A 25,767-nucleotide genomic window follows, 5' to 3' on the forward strand; every position below is an offset into this window, starting at 1 on the left:
TTCAGACTCCTGTGCCAAGTTGCCAGCCTTGCGGCGCCGGCTGCCAAGGGGCAGGGGGCGCTATCTGCGGTGGCTCGGCAAGATAGAGGGGAAATTGGGAGAAAATTGTCTGCAAGCGATGTGCCAGCTCTTGCCAGTCCGCTGGTTGCAGTGGCCGGATGGCCTGCCACGTCAGTTGCTGACCGTTCAGCGTCAGGGTGAGCTGCGGCTGGTCATCATGGCGTAGTTGCCACTGTTGGCCATCTGGCAACAGTTGATAATCGGATTGTGGTAGCAGCCAGGCGGTGAGCCGATCCAGCCCCAGCCCATCCACCTGTTGCTGGCCGCGGCAGCGATAGTTATCTGCTTGCAATTCAAGTCGTTGCAGGGCCTGCATCAGCCGCTCAGGCTCGGCCAGTTCGCTCAGGGTCAGCCGCTCGGCCAGCCGAAAGCGGGCGATCACCTGGTCGTTGAACTGCTGGTTGTCGACGATGGGCACCGCCAGGGTCGGCAGGCCGAGACAGGCCCGCTCCCAAGTCATGCCGCCGGCGGCGCCGATGGCGAAGTCGTGCCGGCTCATCAGGTCGGCCATCTGGTCGCTCTGACGCAGCAGCACCAGGTTGAGGTCGGCCAGTTCGGCCACTCTCTGCTCCAGCTCGGGCCAGAAGGGATTGGCGCCGCCCGCCACCAGGGTCCAGCGGATGGTGCGGGCCCAGGGCAGCCGGGCCAGGCTGTTGAGCGTGACGAGGCAGGCACCCGCCGGGTCGGCACCGCCAAAGCAGACAAGCCCCCGTTGCCACTGACTGGCGTGTTGCCGCGCCAGCTGGCGATAGGCGGGGCGCAGCAGGGCATAGTCGGTACCCAGCAGCAGCTGGCAATCGGCGGGGGTGAGCGGCTGGTAATCGGCGGCGCGGCGCAAGGGGCCCTGATCCAGCAGCAGCTGGCAGTGGTGCGGCCGGTCGGCCAGATCATCGATCACCAGTATGCGGCTGCAGTGGGCGGCCAGCTGGGTTTCGAGCCGCTGGTCAATCTGGTAGTGATCGAACACCAGCCAATCCGGCAGCAAGCCAGGCAACGGGCCAGCGTCATCGAGCGTGCTCAGGGGATGATGGTGATGGGGCCGCAGCAACGCCAGCAGGTGCGCCGGCAGATCGTGGCAGAGGAAGTGGCATTCGGCCCCGGCGGCGTGCAGCCGATCGGCGATGGCCAGGCAGCGCATCAGGTGGCCCAGGCCGATATCGGCGCCGGCGTCGAGCCGGAAGGCAACTTTAAACGTCATCTTGGGCCAGCACTTGATAGAGCAGTTCGGCCAGGTGCCAATCTTCCGGCGTGTCGATGTCGACCACCCTGTGCCTTGGCAATATGTGGCCGATCCCCTCTCCCCCCACCGGGCTGATCCCCCCCAGCCAGGCCGCGCGGCTGCCCCAGTAGAACTGACCGGCATCCTGATAGGCGGGCTCCAGATCCTGGGAGCGTTTCGCCATCTGCTCCGGCCAGAACGGGGTGACCCTGCCTTGCGCGTCCATGCGTACCGCCCGCTGGATCGGGAAGCCGAATTCGGCCACCGTGTAGACAAATGGTGCCTTGCTTGCGATCAACCGCTGATAGGCGGCCTTCAGGTCATCGGCCTGGATCAGCGGCACGGTGGCATAGATGCAGCAGTAGTGCTCTGCCTGGATGCCGAGCTGATCGAGCCGCTGGATGGTGTCGATCACCACCGGGGTGGTGCCGGTATGGTCATCGGCCAGCGTGGCGCCCCGCAGGAAGGGCACGTCAGCCCCGAGGCGACGGGCTACCTCGGCGATCTCCGGGTCATCGGTGGAGACCACCACCCGACTGAAACAGCCCGAGTCTCTGGCCGCCTCAATGGCGTAGGCAATCATGGGCAAGCCGCAAAAGGGACGGATGTTCTTGCGGGGAATGCGCTTGCTGCCGCCCCGTGCCGGGATGATGGCGATGGCCATGATGCTCTCTCCCTGAGGAGCCCGACGTGGTCGCCGAGCCGGATAATTGATGACAACTCTTTGATTATTTTTGAGATTATACCGAGTTTTCATCTTATATTATTGAGCTTTGCTACGGAATTGCCCGGTGATGGTCGATAACATGGGCAAGTGATGGGACCTCATTGGTATTGAACATGAGTTATGGTGTCGAATTGCGCCCGCTCCAGCCCTGGGATCTGCCCACCCTGCGACGCTGGCGCAACCTGGACGAGGTGCGGTTGCAGATGGTGGAGCAGACGCTCATCTCCCCCCGCCAGCAGCGGCAGTGGTTCGTCAGCAGCCTGGAACGGTCTGACCAGCAGCACTGGGTGCTCTGGTGCCGCGGCCTGCGGGCCGGCTACGTCAACCTGAAAGGGGAGACGCGGCAATCGCTGCAGGGGCAGCCGGTGGCCGATGCCGGCCTCTATCTGGGCCGCTCCAGTGTGCGTCACCCCATGCTGGCCGTCGCCGCCGCCCTGTCACAGCTCGATCAGGGCTTCGATACCTTCGGGCTCGGCTGCATCCGCACCCTGGTGCGCACCGGCAACGACGCCGCCCTGCGCCTCAACGCACAGCTCGGCTATCGCCAACAGGGGCAACAGGGCGACTTCATCGCCCTCGAACTGCAGCCCGCCGACTATTATGCCGCCCGAGAACGGCTACGGAGATTTTTCAGATGACTACAGCGTTGGAACAGGTGTTTGCCGATGCCCTCGGCATCGATGTCGGCAGTGTCAGCGACCAGCTGGCCTACAACAGCATTCCCCAGTGGGACTCCGTCGCCCACATGGGCCTGATCGCCCAGCTGGAGGATTGCTACGGCGTGCTGCTCGATACCGATGACATCATCGACATGAGCTCGGTCGCCAAGGCGCGGGAGATCCTCGCCAAGTACGGGGTCGCCCTCTGATGCAGGGGCTGCTGCAAGGCAAGCGGGTGTTGATCACCGGCGCCGGGCGCGGCATCGGGCTCGCCATTGCCCGGCTGTTTGCCGCGCAGGGGGCCGAACTGTGGCTGGCGGGACGCGATGAGGCGGCCATGAGCCGGCTGGCTGATGAACTCGGCGCCGAGTTCGGCGTGCCTTGCCAGCCGCTCTATGTCGACGTGGCGCAGCCACAGGCGGTCAAGCAGGCCTTTCAGCAGCTGTTTGCCCAGACCAGAGCGCTGGACGTGCTGGTCAACAATGCCGGCATGTTGGAAGAGGGGCTGCTCGGTATGGTCAATCAGGCCCAGCTGGAGCAGACCTTCAGCCACAATACCTTCAGCGTGGTCTATTGCAGCCAGTATGCCGCCCGCCTGATGCAGCGCAGCGGTGGCGGCAGCATCATCAATTTGGCCTCCCTGATGGGGCGGGTCGGTGCCGCCGGCCTTTGCAGCTATGCCGGCAGCAAGGCGGCGGTGATCGGCATCACCCAGTCGCTGGCCAAGGAGCTGGCCGCCAGCCAGATCCGGGTCAATGCCATCGCCCCCGGCTTCATCGACACCGAGATGGCCCATGCCATCCCGGACGACAAGTTCGCCGAGCGGCTCGCCAGTATCGCCATGGGGCGCATCGGTACGCCGGACGAAGTGGCCAAGGTGGCGCTGTTTCTCGCCTCCGACCTGGCAAGCTATGTGACCGGTCAGGTCATCGGCGTGGATGGAGGCATGACGGTCTGATGGATCACGCGCACGCACTGCTCGCCCACCTGCGGGAAGACAACCCGTCACCGGCCTGGCGCGATCCGCAAGAGGGCTGGCTCTCCTATGGTGAGCTGGCACGGCGGGTGGCGCGGCTGGCGGCCAGCTATCCGGACGAGCGCAGCCTGGTCTATCTGCCCTTTTTCACCCGCACCGCCCACCTGTTGCATTATCTGGCTGCAATCAAGCTGGGGCATGTCGTGATGCTGGCAGACCCCGCCCTCCCAGCGAGCCAGCACGATGCCAGCTGCCGGCAGTTTGACGTGAGCTGGCGGGTCAATGACGCCGGCCAGCTGGAGCGGCTTGCCGCGACGACGCCCACCCTGCACCCGGAACTGTCAGTATTGCTGCCGACCTCGGGCAGTACCGGCAGCGCCAAGTGGGTGCGGCTGTCGGGGCGCAATCTGGCTGCCAACGCCGCCTCCATCGCCGATTATCTGGCGCTGACGGCGGCCGAGCGGGCCATCACCAGCCTGCCGCTGTACTACTCCTATGGCTTGTCGGTGCTCAACAGCCATCTGCTGGTGGGTGCCTCCCTGGTGCAGCACGAAGGGAGCGTGCTGGAGCGCGACTTCTGGCAGCAGGTCGATCTGCACGGCGTGAGCAGCTTTGCCGGGGTACCCTTTACCTATCAGATGCTGGCCAGGCTGCGCTTTGACTGGGCCCGCTACCCTTCGTTGCAAACCCTGACCCAGGCGGGCGGGCGTTTAGAGCCCGCGCTGGCACAGCAGTTTGCCGAGCAGGCCCTGCGGCTGGAGCGGCGCTTCTTCGTCATGTACGGCCAGACCGAGGCCACCGCCCGCATGGCCTGGCTGGCGGCGCCCGAGGTGGCCGCTCATCCCGATGCCATCGGCCGCGCCATTCCCGGCGGCCAGTTCGCTTTGCGCGCACTGGAAGGGGGCAAGAACGGGGAGGGGGAGCTGGTCTATCGCGGTGACAACGTCATGCTGGGCTACGCCGGCACGACCGAGGATCTGGCGCGGGGCGCCCAGCTGCAGGAGCTGGCCACCGGCGACCTGGCCCGTTGCGACGAGGCGGGCCGCTACTACATCTGCGGCCGGCTCAGCCGTTTTCTCAAGCTGTTCGGCAAGCGGGTCAGCCTGGCGGAGGTCGAGAACCAGCTCCATCGCTGGGGCTGGACGGGGGCTTGCAGCGGGCGTGACGATTGTTTGCTGGTGGCCGTCGAGCCCCGCGATGACTTGACGACCGACGGCTTGCAGCGCGAACTGGCGCAGTGGCTGCAAGCCCCGCCGCGGGCGGTACAGGTGGTGCAGGTGACACAACTGCCGCGCACCGCCAATCACAAGATTGACTACGCCGCTCTGGCCAGACTGGCGGGGGAAGCGTGATGGAGCACTTGCTGAGCGCGCCGGTCTTCGCGCTGCCCCAGGCTGCCAAACAGGCGTTGCTGCTGGCGCGGCTCAACGCGCTGACTGCGCATCATCGGGCGCACTGCACGGCCTATGACAATGTGCTGCAAGCCTTCGGCTGGACGGCAGCGGCGACCGATTACGATGCGCTGCCCTACCTGGCGGCCCGGCTGTTCAAACTGGCCCAATGGCAGAGCGTGCCACAGAGCGAGGTGTTCAAGGTGCTCACCTCGTCGGGCACCACGGGCTCGCCATCACGGATTGTGCTGGACAGGGAGACCGCCGCCCTGCAGAGCAAGGTGCTGGTGAAGATCCTGCAGGAGTTTGTCGGCAAGCAGCGCCTGCCCATGTTGCTGGTGGAGCAGCCCGCTCTCATCCAGAACCGCAGCGGCTTTTCGGCGCGCGGCGCGGGCGCGCTGGGGCTCTCTTTCCTCGGCCGTGACCATACCTATGCCCTCGACGAGCAGATGCGGCCCAATTGGCCCGTCATCGAGGCCTTCTGTGACAAATATGCCGGCCAGCCGGTGCTGCTGTTCGGCTTCACCTTCATGGTTTGGCAATGCCTGCTGGAGCCGCTGCGCGAGCGTGGCCTGCAACTACCGCTGACGCAGGGTATTTTGTTTCACAGCGGCGGCTGGAAGAAGTTGCAACACCTGGCGGTGGACAATCCTGCCTTCAAGGCCCGCTGCCGTGATCAGCTGGGACTGGGTCGGGTGCACAATTTCTACGGCATGGTGGAGCAGGTGGGCTCCATCTTCGTCGAGTGCGAGCAGGGTCACCTGCATGCTCCCGTGTTTTCCGATGTACAGGTGCGTGATCCGCTCACCCATCAGCCGCTCGGGATTGGCAGCCCAGGCCTGCTGCAGGTGCTCTCCGCCATTCCCGGCAGTTATCCCGGCCACAGCCTGCTGAGCGAGGATCTCGGCGTGCTGCTGGGGGAGGATGACTGCCCTTGTGGCCGCCATGGCCGTTATTTTCACGTAGCGGGACGCCAGCACGGCGCCGAGGTGAGGGGATGCAGCGACACCTTCCAATGACCCCGTCCGGGGCGACCACCGGGCTCTGGCAGGAGGGGCCGGCGGTCAGCTTCGTGGCCCCGGCGGCGGGCTGGCAGACCTTCTGCCCGCAGCCCTTGCCCTGCTTTGCCCCCGTCATCTGTGACTTCGTGGCGGCGCTGTCGACCCGCCTGCAACGGGAGGGGCGTCGTCATCCCGATCTGGCCGCGTTCGGTTTCTGGCTGCGGCCCCGCCAGCTGGCCAGAGAACAGCAGCGTTTGCAGGGACGGGGGCCGTTGGGGGTCACCTTTCACCTGGTGCCCTCCAACGTGCCGACGGTGGCCTTCTACTCCTGGCTGGTGGCTCTGTTGATGGGTAATCCCTGCGTGGTGCGGCTGTCGTCACGCCGCGATCCGCAGCAGGAGGCCATGCTGGCGATCCTCAATGAACTGTTCAGCCTAGGTGAATGGCAAGAGATCGCCGCCCGTACCCGCTTCATTCGCTATGACCACGACGAGGGCATCACCGCCTGGCTGTCGGCGCGCTGCCGGCTGCGCATCATCTGGGGCGGCGACGAGACCATTCGCCAGGTGCGGGCCATTCCCCTGGCACCAACGGCGCAGGAAGTGGTGTTTCCGGATCGCCGCTCGATGGCGGTGCTCGACAGCCGCTGGCTGGCCGGACTGGATCCGCAAGAGTGGCAACGGACGCTGGATGCCTTGCAGCAGGACTGTACCCGTTTCAACCAGCAGGCCTGCGCCTCGCCAACCACCCTCTGCTGGCTGGGCGAACCCGATGAGGGGCTGCGCCGCCGCTTGCTGGAAGCCCTGTTTGCCCCCTTTGCCACCGATCCAGCCCTGGCGATGGAGAGGCTCATCCACAGTCAACAAAATGCCGCCGAGCAGGGGGCAATGAAGGTGACCAGCTTGCCCGGCGTCACCTTATTGACTCCGACCAGCACGCTGCGGCTCGCACACGTCGGAGGAGGTACAGTTGCCGAATTTATGGCCGATACCCTGAATGAGCTGCTGGCACAGCCCTGGGACATGCAGACCTGCGTATGGGTCGGCGGTGACAGGGCCGGGGTCGAAGCGGCGCTGCCGACTGCCCCCACCTGCCGGATTGACCGGGTGGTGGCGCCGGGACAGGCACTCGCATTCGAATGGCTCTGGGATGGTATCGACATGCTGCAACTGTGCAGTCGTGGCCTCGGCCGACGCGAATAATCGGGTGTGGCTCACATAAATCCAGCAGCTTCAATGGATTAGCTTGGTCAGGCATACCTCTTGCAGTAAAACCTGACAGAGAGGGAGAAGGGTTGACAGGGACCGTGCGGTAGCCTTGCCCATTTTCTCCCATCCGCTTCTTTTCTATTCATTTTCCCTTGGATTTCCCTATGAAAGTCAGCGTATTGGTGCCCGTCTACAATCTGGCGCGCTTCATCGAACCCTGCCTGCTCAGCCTGCTCGAGCAGCAGACGGATTTCGAGTTCGAGGTGATCGCCATCGATGACGGCTCGAGTGATGACTCCTGGTCCATCATGCAGCGGCTGGCACGGCAGTGGCCGACCCTGCGGGCCTTGCAAAACGAACAGAACATGGGGCTGGCCAGAACCCAGAAGCGGCTGCTTGGCGAAGCAAAAGGGGCCTACCTTGCCTATGTGGATGGCGACGATCTGGCCTTGCCGGGCAAGCTGCAGTGCCAGGCCGACTATCTGGATGCGCACCCCGGCTGCACGCTTTGCTATCACGAGGCGGAGATGTTTGATGATGAGACTGATGCGCGCATCAAGCTCTTCACCCGTGATTACTACAACGCTCGTTACCTCGAACCCGTGATGACGCGGGAGGCGTTGATCCGCTTCGGGGTCTTCGTCAATGCCAGCTCCGTCATGTTCCGCCGCTATGACGGCATGGCTGAGGCCGTCGATGAAGGGTGCAAGATCATTCTCGATTACCCCTGGCACATCCTGAATCTCTCCCTCAACCCCGGCACCCTGGACTTCGTCCCCGAGCTGCTGGGGCGTTATCGCTTCCATACCCAGAGCTTCGGCGGGCAGACCCGCAAGTCGGCAGAACGGCGTGAACAGTCGCTGCGCGACATGCTGCGCGCCTGTGACAATGCGGCTGCATTCGGAGCTGATCCCGTGATCATTGCCCAGGGGCGTGCCCATCACTACTACTCTGCCGCGCTCTACTTTTTGCGGCAGGATGACGTCGCCCGCTTCACGCAGCTCATCGAGCAGTCGGTGGTAGAGGTTGCGGAGTTGGCCCCTGGCTGGTTCTTCGACGAGCGGCATCAGCTGGCGTGGGCGCAGCGGGCCCATCCCGCCCGGGTCGTGCAACAACTGTTTGGAGAAGCGGCGTGAGTTATCAGGCAATCGTCATTGGCGCCGGGCTTTCGGGCGCAGTCATGGCTGAACGCATGGCCAGCCAGCTTGGCTGGAAGGTGTTGGTGCTGGAACAGCGCGATCACATCGGGGGCAACTGCTTCGACGAGTATGACGAGCATGGTGTGCTGATCCATCGCTATGGGCCGCACCTCTTTCATACCGACAGCAAGGAGGTGTGGGATTACCTGTCGCAGTTTACTGAATGGTTGCCTTACGAGCATCGCGTGCTGTCACGCATCGATGGGCAACTGGTGCCTATCCCGTTCAACCTGACCAGTATTGAGCGCTGTTTCCCCGCCGACAAGGCCGGCGCCATGATTGAGGCCCTGCGCATCCGGTTCGGGGATGGCGCCAGAGTGCCGATTCTGGAGCTGCGTAAGGAGCAGGATCCCCTGCTGGGCGAACTGGCAGATTTCATCTATCAGAAGGCGTTCGTCAACTACACCAGCAAACAGTGGGGAGTACCGCCCGAGCAGATCTCCCCCGAGGTGACGGCGCGGGTACCCGTGGTGGTCAGTCGGGATGATCGCTACTTCACCGACCCCTGGCAGGCGGTGCCGGCCGCAGGCTATACAGCCATGTTTGAGCGCATGCTTGCTCACCCGCTGATTGAAGTGAGGCTGTCGACTCCCATGGCACAGCATGTCAGGCTGGAATGGCAGCAGAAGCGGGTGTTGCTGGATGGCGAGCAATTTGATGGCCCCTTGGTCTATACCGGAATGCTGGATCATCTGCTGCCGGCAGAGGGGAATTACCTGCCATACCGTTCACTGCGTTTTGAGCATCGCCATCTGGCGCAGGAACAATTTCAACCGGTTACCACCGTCAATTATCCAAATGAAGAAGCCTTCACGCGGATCACCGAGTTCAAGCATTTCAGCGGGCAGGCACATCCCGGTACTAGCATCGTTTACGAATATCCCTGTGACTATCAGCCGGAACAGGGGCTCGAGCCTTACTATCCACTATTTACCGATGCAGCCAAACAGCATTATCAAGCGTGCCGTGATGAGTTGGTCCAGTTCCCGCAACTGATCGCCCTGGGGCGCCTTGCCGAATACCGCTATTTTGATATGGATGATGCGGCTATGAATGCACTGTATTGTTACGAAAAAATATGTCTACGTTTGGAGATATGCCGGTGACAACAGAGTCTGAGCTTTTGAGAGAGCTCGAAGTATGTTTGAAGCATCCAGGGCTTGCTATTATATCATGTGATGTCTTTGATACTCTTATTTTCAGGGCTGCAGGGACTCCCGAACAATTCTGGCTATCTCTTGCAAGACAAGCACATCAACAAGGACTATGGCCTGATGATGATCTTTGGACGTTTGTTGCTCTTCGCAAAGCGGCCGAAGAGAGAGCAAGAGAAGTTAGTATGAAACGCTATCATCATCAAGAGGTGATGCTGGCAGATATTTATGCTTGCTGGCCTAGTGCTGCATCAGATAAATTGCTCGCGTTAGAAAATGACCTTGAATATAAAAATTGGCGTTTGAATCGCTCTCTAATTGCGTTGTTACTGCAGTACGTGGACCCCGATAGAGAGCTTATTCTTGTATCTGATATGTATTTGCAGTCGGAATTAATTCTACGGTTCTTTCATGAAAATGAACCTGAATTATCTATCTCGGCCATTTATGTTTCTGGTGAGCGTGGCTTAAGTAAACGTAGAGGAGATATTTTTCCTTATATCATGAACCATCTGTTAGTCCCTGCAGATTCCATATTGCACATTGGTGATGACAAGATTGCAGATGAGCAGATGGCTATTGCTGCAGGGGTACGGTATTTTCATTCCTCATTAGGCGACGACTATGTTTCTCAAATTAGATATGAGCAACGATTATGTTCATTGCAGATCCATGAGTTAGAATATCTCAGAAAGCTATGGATATGGAATACTAAGGATAATTCGCTATTTTCACGCCTGGGTGGATTAATCTATGGACCGGTATTATTTTCATTCGCGAGATGGGTTGTTATACGCTGTCAGCAACTAGGCGTTCAAAAAATATTCTGTTTGCTCCGTGAAGGTGAGATAATTTCCAATTTAATTAAATTAGTACCCGGTCACAACTTGGTTGTCAAAACGCTAGCTGTTTCACGACGTTCTAGTTTTTTACCATCACAGAATAAATGGTCGCCAGAGATACTTCACACATTAGCTCAACGCCGTGGATATACTCTTGGTGAACTATTTGAAGACGTTGGGTTGGATGCTCCTAAAAAGTGGCTTACAATAATTAGCCAAACTCTAGCAGAATTGATTGAATTACCGCTATGGTCTGATATTTATTCTTGGATCATATATAAGCAGATAGATATCGAGAATCATCTTCAACAACAGCGCGTATGGTTACAGGCCTATCTTGAACAACAAGGCGTCGATAACTCATCCGAAACTGCAATTCTAGATTGGGGGTGTGGTGGCAGCTTGCTATTCAACTTATGTAATATAGCTACGCTTGATCATGTAAATTATTTCATGTTTTATAGCAGCAGGCGAGCATTGAAGTTTTCATTGTCTCAGCATCTAAATGTGTTTCAGCCTGGTTCGTCTTCACCATGGTCAGATGTAATAGCGAATTCACCTGAGTTGTCTGAAATTTTGCTGAATGGGTTATTATCATCAACGCGTTCTTATAAATTTAAAAATGAAAAAATATTGCCGATTGCAGTGAGAAAGCCAGTATTTAAGGTCGGTCTGAGGAGGGATTTTGAGCGTTTCCATGATGCTGTGTTATTATTCTCTCATTTAGCTAAAAATAATAACTGGTTATCAAATGGTATAAATGTTTTAGAACGTAAATATTTATTTGGGATACTTTATCGGTTAGTGCAGTACCCGACTTGGTTGGAGGCGACTATGCTGAAGTCCTTGCCTGTCCCTCTGAGTGGTGGCCAATACGCGTTCCTAATCGATGATGCACACGTGAGTGGCTTGTTAAGTATCACCAATAGTGGTGTTAGAGCGTTTGACATTGGGCGTGAAGGGGTATTTCCTCTTGTACGTAAGTGCTGGTGGTATCCTGGTGTGGTAGCACTTGCATTTCCTGGTCAGCTTCAGAGTATTGGTGAAATGATGTCTAGTCAGGATGATGAGAAGGTTGGTCCTTATCTATTGCAACAGTTGCAGCAACACGGCATTAAAGAAACAGCACTTTATGGGGCCGGTGAGTTAGGGTCTTCGGTGTATAAATTGTTGGTTAACCATGGTATCAGAATCAACTGTGTAATTGATAGAAGGGCTATAACAACGAATTTCAAACTTGCTGGTCATGATGTAATCACACTGGAAAAAGCAAAGTTACAAAATATAAAGTGCTTTGTGGTTGCATCACGAGCATATGCATACGAAATCGTGTCTTATATAAAAAGTGAATACACTGCCAGTGAAGATTTTCGTGTATTTTCATATTTATCCATAAGGATTTAACAACAGTATTAAAAGCTCTGATCGTAAATTTTAGTTGGTATGTGAGGTCCCATGGCGTTTACGTTACAAACATACTTATCTCCTTTACCAGCCATTGTTTCGAAAAACTACCATGATCAAGTTGAACCGTTTCAATGGCAGAATAAGAAAGTCATTTTCGCTCCACATTGTGAACTGGTTTTTAATCTTGTATATAGAGGCTTTTTTATTGGCTTTGAAGTATTGGGGGCTTTAGATAAAAGCGGCGCAAAACATGGTAAGTTTGGTAATGGATTACAAGTTTTTAGCTACGATGAATTGGAAGATATAAAACCTGATTTAGTTATAGTGGCAAATACTAAATATCATCGTGAAATTACTCTAGAACTTACGTCTGCTCCACATGATTTCTTGGTAATAGACCTTTGTTCTGGATATTCTCATCGGGTATTTAGAAAAGAGTTATCAAAAGAGTTAGACTGTCTAAACATTGCCAAACTACGCCCTGGTTGTATTAACGTTCCTGATTATATCAATCCAGTTGTTAATATGAAATTGGAAGTGATCGTTGAGACGGGGTGGGGGTTAGGTGATAGGATATGTGCTCTGAGTGCTGCTAGAGAGTTTGCAAGAAGGAATCCAAATCTCACTGTCTACTATAATTCATTATCAAGTATCGTTCGCGCATACAATGATCATCTTATTCATCTAGGTTCGGGTGCTTACCCATTACCAGAAAATTATGCTCTTTTTCATCGAGAGAAAGAGTCATCACCAGCTGGAAATTATCTTGGTTCATATTACCTTGGTTTAGGTATGGACTTTGATGAGCTACCAAAAATAGACTTGCCGGACATGCCACTATTACCGGGGCTGGTTTCAGGGAAATATATTGCTTTACAGCCTACTGCAAATTGGGCACAACCAAATCTTACTCCTGCTCAACTTCGAAATATTATTCAGCATTGTCCACTTCCTGTAGTGCTCACAGGTTCATATATACCCGTAAATGCCAGAGCTAATATAAGTGATGAGGTTGAAATAGGTTGTAAAGATAAAAATAATCATCTAGGTGCCGATTCATCCTATCTTGGTGATGAAATCACAATGTTGAGTATCATTCGCCATGCAGCATTAGTTCTCACCCCTCGTTCAGCTAGTGCTCATATAGCTGCAGGCTATGGTATCAAGAGCGTGGTATGGGTGCCTTCCGATGGAGAGAACTGGCATCTTGATTATCCTGAGTGGGAGCATGTTCGTGTATCAGCTGGACAGCCTGATGTCGTCATGAGGATCATTGATGGTGTTAAATCTCTTCTCCCTACCGAGTCTATAATTACTTAATTGTAAGGCGGAATAATATGGGCTCATATTTAATAATCCTTAATTGTTCATATAATAAACCTCATGTCATCGATCAGCTTTTATCGACTTGGCCTCGCGAATGGGATTACTGGATAACGCCGACAGGATTAGAAAGTTACATATCCGATTTTCTTTATCATGAGTTTAATACTAGGTGCCAGGTATGTAGCATTGATAATCTGAGTAGGGATTTATTAATAGCAGCCGAGAGTTATGATTTCATAATTGTATGTTCAGATGATGGAGCTATTGTCTTGCCACAAGACAGTGAGTTGGAAGCCTTAAGTAATATGCCAAATACTATAGGTATTTTCCATCCAGGATCGATACGCTATGATAAAAGGAAGTTATATTCAATAGATGACTATGATACGCCAGATAATTATCTGGCGAGTGCAGTTATTCCAGGACGATTTGCCCATTTTTATATTGAATCTATTGTTGAATCAAATAATAGATGGCTGGCTCATTTGGTTGCCTTACAGGCGATTGAAGGTAGTATGCAAATTTATGTAATGCGACAGCCAAAAAGTGTATTTCCTAACCCTTGGCAAATCTCTGGTATACATGTTTCAAAGAATCGAATTCTAGTCGCTTATCTTTTTGAAAAGTTTGAGCAGATGCTTTCTAAAATGATAAGTAGCCCACAACCACTATTGAACATGATAAATAGTTATAAAATAAGTGGTAACTTATCTCTGGAGCAAAAAGACGAAATCGATAGCTACTTATCGATAATGACAGCTATGATTTTAAATATGGGGAATTTCTCACAAGTTATTCCTGCCCCTATAATACGTGACTTGAGAGGAAAGAATGTTGTCATCTTTAAAGTTGAATGTATTGGTGATGTCATCACTACTACACCTTTTTTTGAGTCCGTGCTAAGTAGCGGTGCGAGGAATGTGTTTCTTGTTACAACTGAGGCAATGAGGTCTATCTTTGAGCATGACGATCGCTATTCTGGCATCGTCTATTTACCAACTGAGCACAAGCGTTCTCGTTTCAATCATGAACATGGCCATGTCTTAGCTGAAGACCTAGACAGAATAAAAAACAATTTGCCTAACTGTGATATAGCATTATTCCCAAGATATTGTATTGATACTAACGTATCACGCTTTCTTGCGGTATTACTTAATATACCTGTCCGCATAGGATTTCAAAGTGAACCATTTTGTCACAGATACAATCTGTTATATGACCAAATGTTGACAGATTGTCTTTCTCCTCCTTTTGAGGTGCATGAGACGGCAAGAATGCTTTGGTTTATCGAGCAGCTAGGATTAGAAAGCAAAAAATTTAGCTGCCTAAAACTTCCTTTTGTTAAACAGAACGCCTCAAGACAGCAGCGATTTGTAATTGGCTTAGGGGCAGCCTCACCAGAACGACGTTGGCCAAAAGAGTCCTATTCTAAACTTATAAATAAGCTCAGCCATTACTATCCGACCTATGAGTTCCTTTTGCTTGGGGGTAAAGATGTTGTTGATGATGCTATCTATGTTGAGGAAACAACAAACTCTATTAATCTAGTCGGTAGCTTGTCTTTATTTGAGTCTGCAAAAATAATCTCTGAGTCAGAGTTATATATTGGTAATGACAGTGGTCTTATGCATATTTCTGCTGCAGCGAAAACTCCTGTGGTAGAAATATCAAAGCACCCTATAGGCGGTTATATCTGGCATGCTAACTCTCCTAAACGCTTTGGCCCATGGGGTGTACCATTCATCAGCATTCAACCTGAATATGGTTTAGATGGTTGCTCTGATTGTTGCCAAGCAAGTGATGTACATTGTATCAGCCTAATAAATGTTGACTCTGTTATACGGAAAGTATTGACTTTTTTTGAATATCTTAGGAGTAATAACCAATGAATATGGATAATACCTTCCTTCCAGGTGGAGAGCCATCCAAGACCCATGCTGAGCGTCTTAAAATGGGTTTTTATAAAAAATATTTATCTGGACGGCATATTCTTGATATTGGAGGGGGGAGAGGGCCTGCAGTTGTTCCCAATGCGACTATTATCGACATTGGTTTTCCGGGTTATGATGGCCTAACATTACCCTTTCCTACATCTAGCCAAGATGCCGTGCATTCCAGTCATTGCCTTGAGCATGTTGATGATCCGGTATTGGCGTTAAAGGAGTGGTTTCGGGTGGTTAAGATAGGGGGTTATCTGATAATCACTGTTCCTCATCAATTTCTTTATGAAAGGAAAATGACATTACCTTCACGCTGGAACCGCGAACATCTACGGTTTTATACATCGGCAAAGTTGATAGCTGATATTGAGAGTGCATTAGATATAAATACGTATAGAATCCGTAGTTTACAAGAGAATGATACTGGATTTGATTACTCTATATCTAATGCAGAGCATGCTAAAGGATGCTATGAGATTGAAATTGTAATAGAAAAGTTAGCCAATGCACCTCTACTTTCAATTGGGTTTCCAGATCTTATTGCTCAGTTGCGTCATAGTGACAATGGCTCGGTAGCAATATGTGGGGCTGGAGAAGTAGGAGTGGAGGTTATAAATAGTCTTAAGAGTGCAGATATAAAATTCGACTATGTTACAGATAAAAATATAACTTCTATATATGTTGACAAATATATTGATGTAGTATCTATTGATGTCGCAGTGGACAATGGTTGTAATGTTTTTATTATTGCTTCATACGTATACAAGGATGAAATAGAGTCAGAGATTCGTAGTAAGTTTAATAACGAAGTCAGTGATTTGCGAATTTATACTGTTTAAATATTTTATCTAGATAGTACTTTTATAAGACGACTAAAATGAAACCAAAGGTTACTATTGGCGTACCTGTTTATAATGGTGAAAAGATCATTAGACAGTGTCTCAATGCAATGCTTGAACAAACATTCACTGATTTTGAACTGATCATATCAGATAATGCATCAAATGATAAGACTGAGCAAATCTGTCGAGAGTATGAGTCTCACGATAAGCGAGTAACATATATTAGACATCAAGAAAATATGGGGACTGCATTCAACTTTAAATTTCTGATGGAGAAATCTATCGGAGAATATTTTATGTGGGCCGCTGTTGATGATATACGATCTCCTGATTTTTTAGCTATTCACGTCAATTTTTTAGATAATAATCCTTCATATGTCTCCTCTACATCCCCTACAATTTTTGATGGGAAGAAAGTACCTGATGAAATGATGGGGGATTGGATGCTTGATCAAGATAGAGTTGCATTGCGAATGTTGAAGTTTTTTTCATGTTGGCATGCTAACTCCCATTTCTATGGACTTCATAGAAGATCCAGTGTTATCAAATGGCCAGAAATATATCAGCAGGGTTTCCATGGTGATGATTGGACGCTGGTTATGCATCTTGCCTCATTAGGGAAATTAAATCGTTCAAATCAAGGTTGGGTAAAATTTGGTCCATTTGGAATAAGTGCTAAACGAAATCTTTTTGCTTTTTATAGAAAAAATTGGCTAGATTATTTCATCCCATTTCATAAGACATCTCGTAAAGCAATAAATATTGTCAATGATGCAGGGGTTATAGAATGGATCAATTTATTGTATAAACTGATAAAGTTTAATATTAAAGGTTTCAAAGCACAGCTAAATCATGACAAATGGGACAAACGTCTAGCACAAATTATTGAAGTTATAAGGTTGGATGATAAAGATATACAGCCTAAATTTGTCATCTGTGGGGCTGGTGATATAGGTTGTCGCCTTTATAATTGCATGAGTGACCATGGTATAACCGCATCATTATTTACAGATAAGGCTCTGTCTGGTCAAGAATTGGTCTTTGATGGCGTTTCAGTTCCTGTTGTTCGGGTCAGCGATGCAATAGAGCTGGGATTTACATGCTTCATTATTGCCTCTAAAGAGTTTTCTACTGATATTACACATGAGGTGAGTAGCGAAGCTGAGTTGAGGAAATTACAAGTGACTATTATACAGCTATATAGCTAGAATGGAGGATGGATGAAAGTAGTTATTCTTGCTGGAGGCTTGGGTACTAGGATTAGTGAGGAGTCTCATCTTCGTCCAAAACCAATGATAGAAATTGGTGGTAAGCCAATTCTATGGCATATAATGAAAATATATTCACATTATGGCGTAAATGATTTTATTATTTGCCTAGGGTACAAAGGGTATGTAATAAAAGAATACTTTGCAAATTATTTCTTGCATATGTCTGATGTGACATTTGACATGCTTAATAATAGAATGGAAGTTCATCATAATCATGTAGAGCCATGGCGTGTAACATTAGTAGATACTGGGGAGAATACTCTAACTGGAGGGCGGCTACAGCGTGTAGAAGAATATTTAAGGGGAGAGTCAGAGTTTTGTTTTACTTACGGTGATGGCCTCAGTAACCTTAATATTAAGGAGCTAATAGACTTCCATAAATCTCATGGGAAAATTGCTACCGTTACTGCTGTCTCTCCTCCGGGGCGTTATGGTGCATTGACTCGCGATGGGGAGGTTGTTACAGGCTTTTCTGAAAAACCAAGAGGAGATGGTGGTCTGATCAATGGTGGTTTTTTCGTACTTTCACCAGCAGTATTCAAGTTGTTGAATGGTGACCAGTGTAGCTGGGAAGGTGACCCTTTAATAGAATTAGCTAATATGAAGGAGTTGGTTTCTTTTGAACACCATGGTTTCTGGCAACCAATGGATACTCTACGAGAAAAAAATCAATTGGAAGAATTGTGGATGAGTAATCAAGCTCCATGGAAAGTTTGGTAATGGATAAAATGCATGATTCTTATTTTTGGAAAGGTAAAAGAGTCCTTGTTACAGGGCATACTGGGTTTAAAGGTAGTTGGTTGACTTTATGGCTGCATAATTTAGGGGCCTCTGTCATGGGGGTGGGTTTAGCGCCATTGACCTCTCCTAATCTATTTGAAGCTGCAAATATATCAGAGCTATGTGAACATCACATTTGCAATATAAATGATAAATATAGCCTAGCATCTTTGGTTCGTTTATTTCAGCCCGATATTATATTTCATCTGGCTGCTCAGGCATTAGTTCGTGAGAGCTATCGTAACCCGGTAAATACTTTCGAAACAAATATCATGGGAACTGTACACTTGCTTGAAGCCGTTCGTGGAGTTAGCTCAGTCAAGAGTATGGTAATGGTGACAACAGATAAAGTATATTCAAATGCATCATCAATATGGCCTTGTCGTGAGACTGATACTCTAGGAGGTCATGATCCATATAGCGCTAGTAAAGCTGCCTGTGAGCTCGTCATAAATAGTTATAGAGATGCATTCTTGGCAGAACAAGGAATCGTTTTGGCATCTGCTCGTGCTGGCAATGTTATAGGCGGGGGGGATTGGTCAGCGGATCGCTTAATTCCCGATGCTATACGTGCTTGGCAAGGGGGTGGGAATCTGTTGATCAGAAACCCGGAGGCTATTCGACCATGGCAACATGTTTTGGAGCCGATATCGGCATACTTGACTTTAGCAAAGCATCTTTATGAATCATCAGCTTTTTCGGGGGCGTATAATTTTGGCCCACATAGCCATGAACTCGCGAGTGTTAAGGATGTTATTATGGAGGCAAGAAATGTATTCGGAAAAGGTGAGGTAACTTGGTGTGGAAGCAGTGACGAGCCTTATGAGGCAGAATATTTGGCATTGGAAACAACCAAGGCCAATATTAGGTTAGGCGTCATACCACGCTGGTCATTATTAGATGCTATCAAGCAAACAATGACATGGTATAAAGATTGGTATCATGGTTGTGAAGCTAGAGAGTTATGTCAACAGCAAATTGATTTATTTGAAAAGGGTGGAAGATGAGCTCGTTCACTACTTTGGCGCAACCTCTCCCTGGAGTTTTACTGTTACAAAGAAATGTGTTTCTTGATCACCGCGGTGAATTTAGTAGGCTGTTCTGTGAAAATGACATGTCCGCTTTAGGGTGGGACTCTTCTGCCATACAAATGAATATGACGAGAACTTTACTGAAGGGAACGTTGCGAGGGATGCATTTTCAACATTCACCATATGCAGAAAAAAAATTAGTCACTTGTATCCGTGGTCGGGTATGGGATGTGGTTATAGATATTCGGGCTAATTCTCCCACTTTTTTATGTTATCACGTTGAAGAGTTGTCATCTGATACGCATCATTCACTACTAATTCCAGAGGGATTTGCTCATGGCTTCCAGACTCTATGTGATGATGTTGAGATGATATACTGCCATTCTACAGAATATCGTGCTGAAGCTGAGGGTGGGCTGAATCCATTTGACCCTGAGCTTGACATCAAGTGGCCATTAGCTGCTTCTGAAATATCAGAAAGAGATCGTATCCGCCCTCTATTAGATATTTCTTTCCAAGGAATTATAGTGCCATGAAATGCCGACATTGTAATAAACAATTGAAATATTTTCCCTTTCTAGATTTGGGTTTTACACCTCCATCTAATGCGTATTTAAAAACCCATGATCTAAATGCTCCAGAAATAACATACCCTCTTCGCTTGCATGTATGTGATGAGTGTTGGCTGGTTCAAACAGAAGACTTCACTGATGCTAAGTCATTATTCAAAGCCGATTATGCGTATTTCTCTAGTACATCAGTTAGTTGGCTAGAACATGCTGCTAGATATTGCAAAAAAATGATATCTGAGCAAAGTTTGGATTCTAAAAGTCTAGTGGTTGAAATAGCCGCTAATGATGGTTATTTATTAAAAAATTTTGTAGCAGCAGATATACCTTGTTTTGGTATTGAGCCAACGGACTGTACAGCCGATGCTGCAGAAAAAATAGGTATTCCGATAATTAGACACTTCTTTGGTTCGGAACTGGCTCGTCATCTGGTTGCAGAGAATAAAAGTGCAGATCTATTAATCGGAAATAATGTGCTAGCACATGTCCCCGATATAAATGATTTTTGTCTTGGTATGAAAATTTTGCTTAGGCGGGATGGAGTTATCACTCTAGAGTTTCCTCATGTGTTGGAGTTATTAAATAAAATACAATTCGATACTATTTATCATGAGCATTTCTCTTACCTTTCATTACAAGTAGTTAAGAGAATACTCGACTCTGTAGGTTTGAGAGTTTTTAATGTTGAGAGATTGCCTACACATGGAGGTAGCTTGCGTATATATGCGGGTCATGCCGAGGAGTCTCGCTGTATTAGTTCTGAGGTTGGTAAGGTTCTAGCTGAAGAAGAGCATTTTGGTTTACAGAGTAAAGATATTTATGCTGATTTTCAGGAGAAAGTGAATAATATTAAGAATGAGCTACTTGGATTTTTATTATTACAGAAACATGCAGGTAAAACTGTGGTTGCATATGGTGCAGCAGCTAAAGGTAATACCCTTTTGAATTATGCTGGTATTAGAAAGGATTTATTACCTTGTGTATATGATGCAGCAAAGTCAAAGCAGGGATTATTTTTACCTGGTAGTCATATTCCAATTTTTCATCCTGAGGATTTATGTTTGTCGATTCCTGATTATGTACTGATATTACCATGGAATATCTCAGATGAAATAATCAATCAATTAGATTATCTCCGAGAGTTCAACACAAAATTCATCACAGCAATCCCCTCTCTAAGAATATTATAATGTGATTATAATTAGATTGTTTATTTTTTGTGAAGTAAGTTCGAAAATAATTTCGTCTTTATAATTTGGGTTTGCGATCACCAAGATGTCTTCTTCTCTAACAGTATGAAAAAATTCATCCTTTGATTGGATGGGAACGTGTGAGCCAGGTAGATACTTCCCCCATTTTTTGGGATTAATGTCTATGGCGAATCCAATGTTATCTATTATCTTTGAACGGTCAAGGCAGTGTACGAGGAACATACAACCCTTGGTGGACGCACCCCAGATATATATTTTATTACTCTCTATTATCTTCTTCTCTATGTGGAGTATTTTTTCTGAGAGCATGTGAAATGTTTTATAAAAGTCTATATCAATCCATTGATTACTGAGATATTGCTCTTGGTAAGTATTGGAAAGTAATTGAAGGTCGGCTATTAAAAACTGATATTGATTGTTAAAGCACAATCCTGAATTATGTATTTGGTGATCGAAGAGATATGCTAAAGAATATGGTGTGAAATAATTCACATGCTCATAAGTTATATCATAGAATGCTTGGTTTTCTATAATCCAGCTATAATTAGGCACTTCTATGTATATTTTAACATGTCCGAAGACATGTTGCATAAGAACCAAAAAGGCGTGTGGATTTTGAATATGCTCTAGAACATGGCGTAGAATAACGAAGTCAGCATCTATTTTATCGTTAAATGATAGATATCTTTTTTCAATAAGAGGATTATCACCATCATAGGTTGCATCATAGCCAATTACTGAGAATGAGCTATCAGATTCCATTAGTTCAACAAAATCCCCTTTGCCACATCCAACCTCTACAACTAAACCTCCTTTGGGGATATACTTCTTAATAATCCCAAACATCCCTTTCATATGAGCATTGAATATATCTGAATGGGCTTGACTGTTCTGATAATTATTGTCATATGCAGCTTTTTTTGGATCAAAGGCATAATTTTCAATAAAGTCTAGTTCCGGATTAAATCTAAGATGTATCTCTCCATGTAAAGCTTCATCACTTTTTGACATAAGTGGACTATTTGGTAACGCAGGAACAAAAATACTCTTTGACATATAATTATTTTCCTCTGAAGTAATATCCTAAGTAATCCCTTTTTAAGGTGGAGAATTTTATTTCATTACCTGAAGATCTAACGAGACTATTATCAGGAACTATTTTGTTGTGTATTACAGTCCCAGCAGATATTACACAGTTAGAACCAATAACAGTCTTGCCTGTAATAACGCAGTTTGGATAGATTATCACATTATCTCCTATTTTTGGACTGTCATTTCCAACTCTACCAATGGTTGTATTTTGAAAGAAAATGAGATTATTTCCATACTCTGCATTGCCTATTACACAGCCTAATCCATGGGCAATTATAAATATTGGTGGCATATTGTTTTTGTAAAATAGATCAATTGAATTTAATGACCTATTAAGGAGAAAAAGCCTATCACATAGTTCTATACTCCCATTCGTCAAGTATATAGTGTTTGCTATGATATAAAGAAAAGTACTATATTCCATAGAATGGTATGTGTAGAATATATTTTCATCATATGGCATGGCGACTTTCTTTATTTCCTTTATTCTCATAAGTGCTAATGGCAAGCTATTTTTGATTGCTAGTTTATCTTCATTTATTGATGTGCTTGGATAAAGAAAACTTAACTGTTGGATCATGTATTCAGAAAGATCATCTAATATTTTATCTGTGATTTCCCTAATGTCGAACTTCATTCTTTGGTACCCCAGAAAGCCATTGGTTCATAACTTCTATATGGGAAGTGGCCTAACGATATAGAAATGTTGGACTCTTTTTCTAATATTCTTTTTTCTACAAGTCTTCTTATTGAAATCGGCTGGCCACTACAGATGTTAAATATTCCATTTTGATCGGAACCGAATATCTCCATAATCTGCATGATTGCTACATCAACTGGTAGGTAATCTCTTAGCTGTTCTCCTCCGCTCATATAAAATATAGGATCGTTTCTCTCAATTGCTGCATCTAGTTGAGAAATTATAGAGTTATTATTCTGTCCATGACCATATATATAAAAGAGTCGAGTCCATTGTAGAGTGAATGGGTGTTCCAGTTTTAAATTTTCTAGGAATAGTCTTAGGCAGTCTTTTGCTAATCCATATGGAGTGACTGGGGCAGTCTTGGTCGAACTTGATAACTGCCCATGTTGCATGCCATATTCATAGCATGTTCCTGTTATAAGGACATTTTTAACACCCAATGATATGCATCTTTTAATGAAATTGTAGCTTTTAGGAAGATCCTCTTCAAAATGAGAAAGCGACATATAGTTTGATAATCCTTGCCAAGCAAGGTGAATAAGGCTTGAGCCTTCCTCTGGAGTGAAATTGAAATCATCCTCATGATAGTCCATTGAAACAAATTGTACTTTTTCGAACCAATCGAATTGATGCCCTTTTTTAACGTTTCGGGAGATTGCTACTACACTATATCCCTGTTCTATTAGAGGGGGTATTAGATGCTGCCCTATAAATCCTGTCGCACCGGTAACTATAACTTGCTTTGATTTCATTATCGGCTCCTTAAAGTTACTACAATGAAATAATGATTTTGAGAGAGCTATTTATAGGGTGAATTTTATCTAGAGATGAGGCAGCAGCAGAGGTTAATATCTATTTATATTTTTTACATATTATCTAGTTTACAAATTCAATGTTACTAATTGAGTTTATTATTATCGATGGTTCAACATCTGGGTAGATCGGTAACGATATACTCTGAGCAGAAAAAATACTTGCTATTTTCTGCATACATTCAGCCTGATGATGATAAGGCTGGTTGTAAATAGGTACGTAATGCAAGTTTACACCAAGCCCACATGATCTCAGTAATTCAAACCAAGTCTTACGGTTTTCCGTCTGGACTTTGATAACAAACAGGTGCCAAGCTGAGAGTCGATTATTACGGTCTGATAAAACTTCCAAGCCAAGGCGTGGTAATTCAGCCTGATAACGTGCAGCAATTTTCCGTCGTTTAACCAAGAATTCCTCGAGTCGAGCCATCTGACTCAACCCTAATGCAGCCTGGATGTCGGTCATCCGGTAGTTGAAACCGAGCATTTGCTGCTCGTAGTACCAGGGGCCGTCCGGTTCGTTGATGAAGTCGGCCGGATCCCGGGTGATGCCGTGGCTGCGCAACATGCTCATGGTTTTGGCGAGCGCAGGGTCATTGGTCATCGCCATGCCGCCTTCGCCGGTGGTGATGATTTTCACCGGGTGGAAGCTGAAGACGGTGATGTCGCTGTAGCGGCCGTTGCCGGTGGGTTCGCCGTGATAGCGGGCGCCGAGAGCGTGGCAGGCATCCTCGATGATCCGAAAGCCGTACTCTTGTCCCAGGCGATGGATCTCCTGCATGTCGCAGGGCAGGCCTGCGAAGTGTACCGGGATGACCACCTTGGGCAGACATCCTTGCGCCTTGGCTGCTACCAGCTTGCGCTCCAGCTCCATGACGCACATGTTGCCGGTATCGGGCTCGATGTCGACGAAATCGACCTGGGCTCCGCAATAGAGAGCGCAGTTGGCCGAGGCGACAAAGCTGATGGGGGAGGTCCAGACCCAGTCACCCGGGCCGACACCCAGCGCCAGACAGGCGATATGCAGGGCGGCTGTACCTGAGTTGACCGCCACCCCGAAGCGGGCTCCGCAGTAATCCGCCACTGCCTGCTCGAAGCGGGGCACCACTGGCCCTTGGGTCAGAAAATCGGACCTCAATACTTCGACCACGGCTTCGATATCCGCTTCGCTGATCGACTGTCTGCCGTACGGGATCATTCCATTACCACCTTGCTATTCAATGCTTTCAGCTGTTCAACCGTCAGGAAATCATCGTTGTCACGGGAGTTGTACTCGAATCCCTGGGCCACCATGGTTCCCTTTTCACCTGAGGCGGTGACAGAGAAGTCATTGTTGCGATTGTTGAAGTTGATGGTCGGTCCGATGATGAAGAAGTCATCGAACTCGAAAGTGTGGTAGGAGTCGTCACACGGGCACATCACTTCATGCAGTTTTTCACCCGGGCGGATGCCGATGATCTCCTGGTCCAGCTGAGGGGCCATGGCGGTAGCCAGGTCGATGATCCGCACCGAGGGCAGCTTGGGCACAAAAATTTCGCCCCCCTTCATGCGCGGAAAGTTGTTCATCACGAAGTCCACCCCCTGCTGCAGGGTGATCCAGAAACGAGTCATCTCGGTGTGGGTGATGGGGAGGGTGGTGGCGCCCTGATCGATCCGTTTCTGGAAGAAGGGCACCACAGAACCGCGCGAGCCCACCACGTTGCCGTAGCGCACCACCGCAAAACGGGTCGGATCCTGACCGGCGATGTTGTTGGCGGCGACGAACAACTTGTCGGAGGCCAGTTTGGTGGCGCCGTAAAGGTTGATGGGGTTGGCGGCCTTGTCGGTGGAGAGGGCGATCACCTTCTTGACCTGATTGAGCAGGGCGGCCTGAATGACGTTCTCGGCCCCGTGGATATTGGTCTTGATGCACTCCATGGGGTTGTATTCGGCGGCTGGCACCTGCTTTAGCGCCGCCGCATGCACCACATAGTCGACCCCGCGCATCGCCATGGTGAGCCGGTTGGCGTCCCGCACGTCGCCGATGAAATAGCGCATGCAGGGGGCATTGAAGACCTGCTGCATCTCGAACTGTTTCAGCTCGTCGCGGGAGTAGATGATCAGCCGTTTCGGCTTGTAGCGTTCCAGCACTGTTTTGACCAGCATCTTGCCAAACGAGCCAGTGCCGCCGGTAATCAATAGGGTTTTATTGTCGAACATGACGGATTCTCGCTAGTGATGCCAAGTGACAAGCAATTTATGTGCCTTGGGCCAGTTTAGCCGAAAAGGGGCTGATGCGGCCTTGTATGATGCCAGTTTTATTCCACTCTGAGTGAACTAACTAGATGATTCATAGAGAAATCCAACC

At 48.9% G+C, this 25,767-nt stretch carries 24 protein-coding genes; 17 read left to right on the forward strand and 7 right to left on the reverse strand.

All coding sequences use genetic code 11. The annotated features are described in order from the left end of the window. Window position 1: 1 nt before the first annotated feature. Window positions 2–1,258, reverse strand: a complete 1,257-nt coding sequence (gene pseG / locus AACQ43_RS18440) for a UDP-2,4-diacetamido-2,4,6-trideoxy-beta-L-altropyranose hydrolase (protein WP_168968192.1) — start codon at window positions 1,256–1,258, stop codon at window positions 2–4. Next, on the reverse strand, window positions 1,248–1,943 hold the full coding sequence (pseF, locus tag AACQ43_RS18445; protein WP_168968194.1) for a pseudaminic acid cytidylyltransferase: 696 nt from the start codon (window positions 1,941–1,943) through the stop codon (window positions 1,248–1,250). The genes pseG and pseF overlap by 11 nt, the downstream gene beginning before the upstream one ends. Before the next feature lie 164 nt (window positions 1,944–2,107). Between pseF and AACQ43_RS18450 the strand changes: the two genes are divergently transcribed. The 17 genes from AACQ43_RS18450 (at window position 2,108) to AACQ43_RS18530 (ending at window position 20,792) form a co-directional block, all read left to right on the forward strand. Continuing rightward, window positions 2,108–2,644 (forward strand): GNAT family N-acetyltransferase, encoded by a 537-nt coding sequence (locus AACQ43_RS18450; protein WP_211162603.1) that lies wholly within the window; start codon window positions 2,108–2,110, stop codon window positions 2,642–2,644. Beyond that, window positions 2,641–2,874 carry an acyl carrier protein gene (locus AACQ43_RS18455; RefSeq protein ID WP_005306726.1) on the forward strand — a complete coding sequence of 78 codons (234 nt, stop codon included), beginning with the start codon at window positions 2,641–2,643 and terminating at the stop codon, window positions 2,872–2,874. Before AACQ43_RS18450 ends, AACQ43_RS18455 begins: the two co-directional genes overlap by 4 nt. Next, window positions 2,874–3,623: an SDR family NAD(P)-dependent oxidoreductase gene (locus AACQ43_RS18460; protein ID WP_168968198.1), complete on the forward strand. Its 750-nt coding sequence runs from the start codon at window positions 2,874–2,876 to the stop codon at window positions 3,621–3,623. The genes AACQ43_RS18455 and AACQ43_RS18460 overlap by 1 nt, the downstream gene beginning before the upstream one ends. Then, window positions 3,623–4,993, forward strand: a complete 1,371-nt coding sequence (locus AACQ43_RS18465; protein WP_168968200.1) for an AMP-binding protein — start codon at window positions 3,623–3,625, stop codon at window positions 4,991–4,993. The genes AACQ43_RS18460 and AACQ43_RS18465 overlap by 1 nt, the downstream gene beginning before the upstream one ends. Then, the gene (locus AACQ43_RS18470) at window positions 4,993–6,051 is read left to right on the forward strand and encodes a LuxE/PaaK family acyltransferase (protein WP_168968202.1); all 1,059 of its coding nucleotides are present in this window, start codon (window positions 4,993–4,995) and stop codon (window positions 6,049–6,051) included. The genes AACQ43_RS18465 and AACQ43_RS18470 overlap by 1 nt, the downstream gene beginning before the upstream one ends. Further along, the gene (locus AACQ43_RS18475) at window positions 6,048–7,235 is read left to right on the forward strand and encodes an acyl-CoA reductase (protein ID WP_168968350.1); all 1,188 of its coding nucleotides are present in this window, start codon (window positions 6,048–6,050) and stop codon (window positions 7,233–7,235) included. The genes AACQ43_RS18470 and AACQ43_RS18475 overlap by 4 nt, the downstream gene beginning before the upstream one ends. Window positions 7,236–7,393: 158 nt before the next feature. Further along, window positions 7,394–8,377 (forward strand): glycosyltransferase family 2 protein, encoded by a 984-nt coding sequence (locus AACQ43_RS18480; protein WP_168968204.1) that lies wholly within the window; start codon window positions 7,394–7,396, stop codon window positions 8,375–8,377. After that, window positions 8,374–9,546 (forward strand): UDP-galactopyranose mutase, encoded by a 1,173-nt coding sequence (gene glf, locus AACQ43_RS18485; protein ID WP_168968206.1) that lies wholly within the window; start codon window positions 8,374–8,376, stop codon window positions 9,544–9,546. Before AACQ43_RS18480 ends, glf begins: the two co-directional genes overlap by 4 nt. Continuing rightward, complete coding sequence (locus AACQ43_RS18490) at window positions 9,519–11,840, forward strand: hypothetical protein (RefSeq protein ID WP_168968208.1); 2,322 nt, start codon at window positions 9,519–9,521, stop codon at window positions 11,838–11,840. Before glf ends, AACQ43_RS18490 begins: the two co-directional genes overlap by 28 nt. 51 nt (window positions 11,841–11,891) lie before the next feature. Further along, complete coding sequence (locus AACQ43_RS18495) at window positions 11,892–13,163, forward strand: glycosyltransferase family 9 protein (protein ID WP_164672894.1); 1,272 nt, start codon at window positions 11,892–11,894, stop codon at window positions 13,161–13,163. Between the two features lie 17 nt (window positions 13,164–13,180). Then, complete coding sequence (locus AACQ43_RS18500) at window positions 13,181–15,058, forward strand: glycosyltransferase family 9 protein (protein ID WP_168968210.1); 1,878 nt, start codon at window positions 13,181–13,183, stop codon at window positions 15,056–15,058. Beyond that, a complete protein-coding gene (locus tag AACQ43_RS18505) occupies window positions 15,055–15,948 on the forward strand; it encodes a methyltransferase domain-containing protein (protein ID WP_211162604.1) in 894 nt (297 codons plus the stop codon). Before AACQ43_RS18500 ends, AACQ43_RS18505 begins: the two co-directional genes overlap by 4 nt. A gap of 38 nt (window positions 15,949–15,986) precedes the next feature. Then, window positions 15,987–17,159, forward strand: a complete 1,173-nt coding sequence (locus AACQ43_RS18510) for a glycosyltransferase family 2 protein (protein WP_080602716.1) — start codon at window positions 15,987–15,989, stop codon at window positions 17,157–17,159. A 12-nt stretch (window positions 17,160–17,171) separates the two neighbouring features. Beyond that, window positions 17,172–17,942 (forward strand): glucose-1-phosphate cytidylyltransferase, encoded by a 771-nt coding sequence (gene rfbF, locus AACQ43_RS18515; protein ID WP_017409729.1) that lies wholly within the window; start codon window positions 17,172–17,174, stop codon window positions 17,940–17,942. Beyond that, window positions 17,927–19,009: a CDP-glucose 4,6-dehydratase gene (gene rfbG, locus AACQ43_RS18520; RefSeq protein ID WP_248281024.1), complete on the forward strand. Its 1,083-nt coding sequence runs from the start codon at window positions 17,927–17,929 to the stop codon at window positions 19,007–19,009. Before rfbF ends, rfbG begins: the two co-directional genes overlap by 16 nt. Continuing rightward, window positions 19,006–19,569, forward strand: a complete 564-nt coding sequence (locus AACQ43_RS18525) for a dTDP-4-dehydrorhamnose 3,5-epimerase family protein (protein ID WP_168968212.1) — start codon at window positions 19,006–19,008, stop codon at window positions 19,567–19,569. The genes rfbG and AACQ43_RS18525 overlap by 4 nt, the downstream gene beginning before the upstream one ends. Continuing rightward, the gene (locus tag AACQ43_RS18530; protein WP_168968214.1) at window positions 19,566–20,792 is read left to right on the forward strand and encodes a class I SAM-dependent methyltransferase; all 1,227 of its coding nucleotides are present in this window, start codon (window positions 19,566–19,568) and stop codon (window positions 20,790–20,792) included. The genes AACQ43_RS18525 and AACQ43_RS18530 overlap by 4 nt, the downstream gene beginning before the upstream one ends. Here the strand turns inward: AACQ43_RS18530 and AACQ43_RS18535 are convergent. From AACQ43_RS18535 to pseB, 5 genes are all read right to left on the reverse strand, one after another. Then, on the reverse strand, window positions 20,787–21,869 hold the full coding sequence (locus tag AACQ43_RS18535) for a class I SAM-dependent methyltransferase (RefSeq protein WP_168968216.1): 1,083 nt from the start codon (window positions 21,867–21,869) through the stop codon (window positions 20,787–20,789). The genes AACQ43_RS18530 and AACQ43_RS18535 overlap by 6 nt on opposite strands. A gap of 4 nt (window positions 21,870–21,873) precedes the next feature. After that, window positions 21,874–22,542: a hypothetical protein gene (locus AACQ43_RS18540; protein WP_168968218.1), complete on the reverse strand. Its 669-nt coding sequence runs from the start codon at window positions 22,540–22,542 to the stop codon at window positions 21,874–21,876. After that, window positions 22,539–23,360, reverse strand: coding sequence for an NAD-dependent epimerase/dehydratase family protein (locus AACQ43_RS18545; RefSeq protein ID WP_168968220.1), 822 nt, complete (start codon window positions 23,358–23,360; stop codon window positions 22,539–22,541). The genes AACQ43_RS18540 and AACQ43_RS18545 overlap by 4 nt, the downstream gene beginning before the upstream one ends. A 124-nt stretch (window positions 23,361–23,484) precedes the next feature. Continuing rightward, window positions 23,485–24,618, reverse strand: a complete 1,134-nt coding sequence (gene pseC / locus AACQ43_RS18550) for a UDP-4-amino-4,6-dideoxy-N-acetyl-beta-L-altrosamine transaminase (protein ID WP_168968222.1) — start codon at window positions 24,616–24,618, stop codon at window positions 23,485–23,487. Next, window positions 24,615–25,619: a UDP-N-acetylglucosamine 4,6-dehydratase (inverting) gene (pseB, locus tag AACQ43_RS18555; protein WP_168968224.1), complete on the reverse strand. Its 1,005-nt coding sequence runs from the start codon at window positions 25,617–25,619 to the stop codon at window positions 24,615–24,617. The genes pseC and pseB overlap by 4 nt, the downstream gene beginning before the upstream one ends. Window positions 25,620–25,767: the final 148 nt, after the last annotated feature.

It is taken from the genome of Aeromonas sp. DNRA1, from assembly GCF_963888745.1.
Taxonomy (GTDB): domain Bacteria; phylum Pseudomonadota; class Gammaproteobacteria; order Enterobacterales; family Aeromonadaceae; genus Aeromonas; species Aeromonas hydrophila.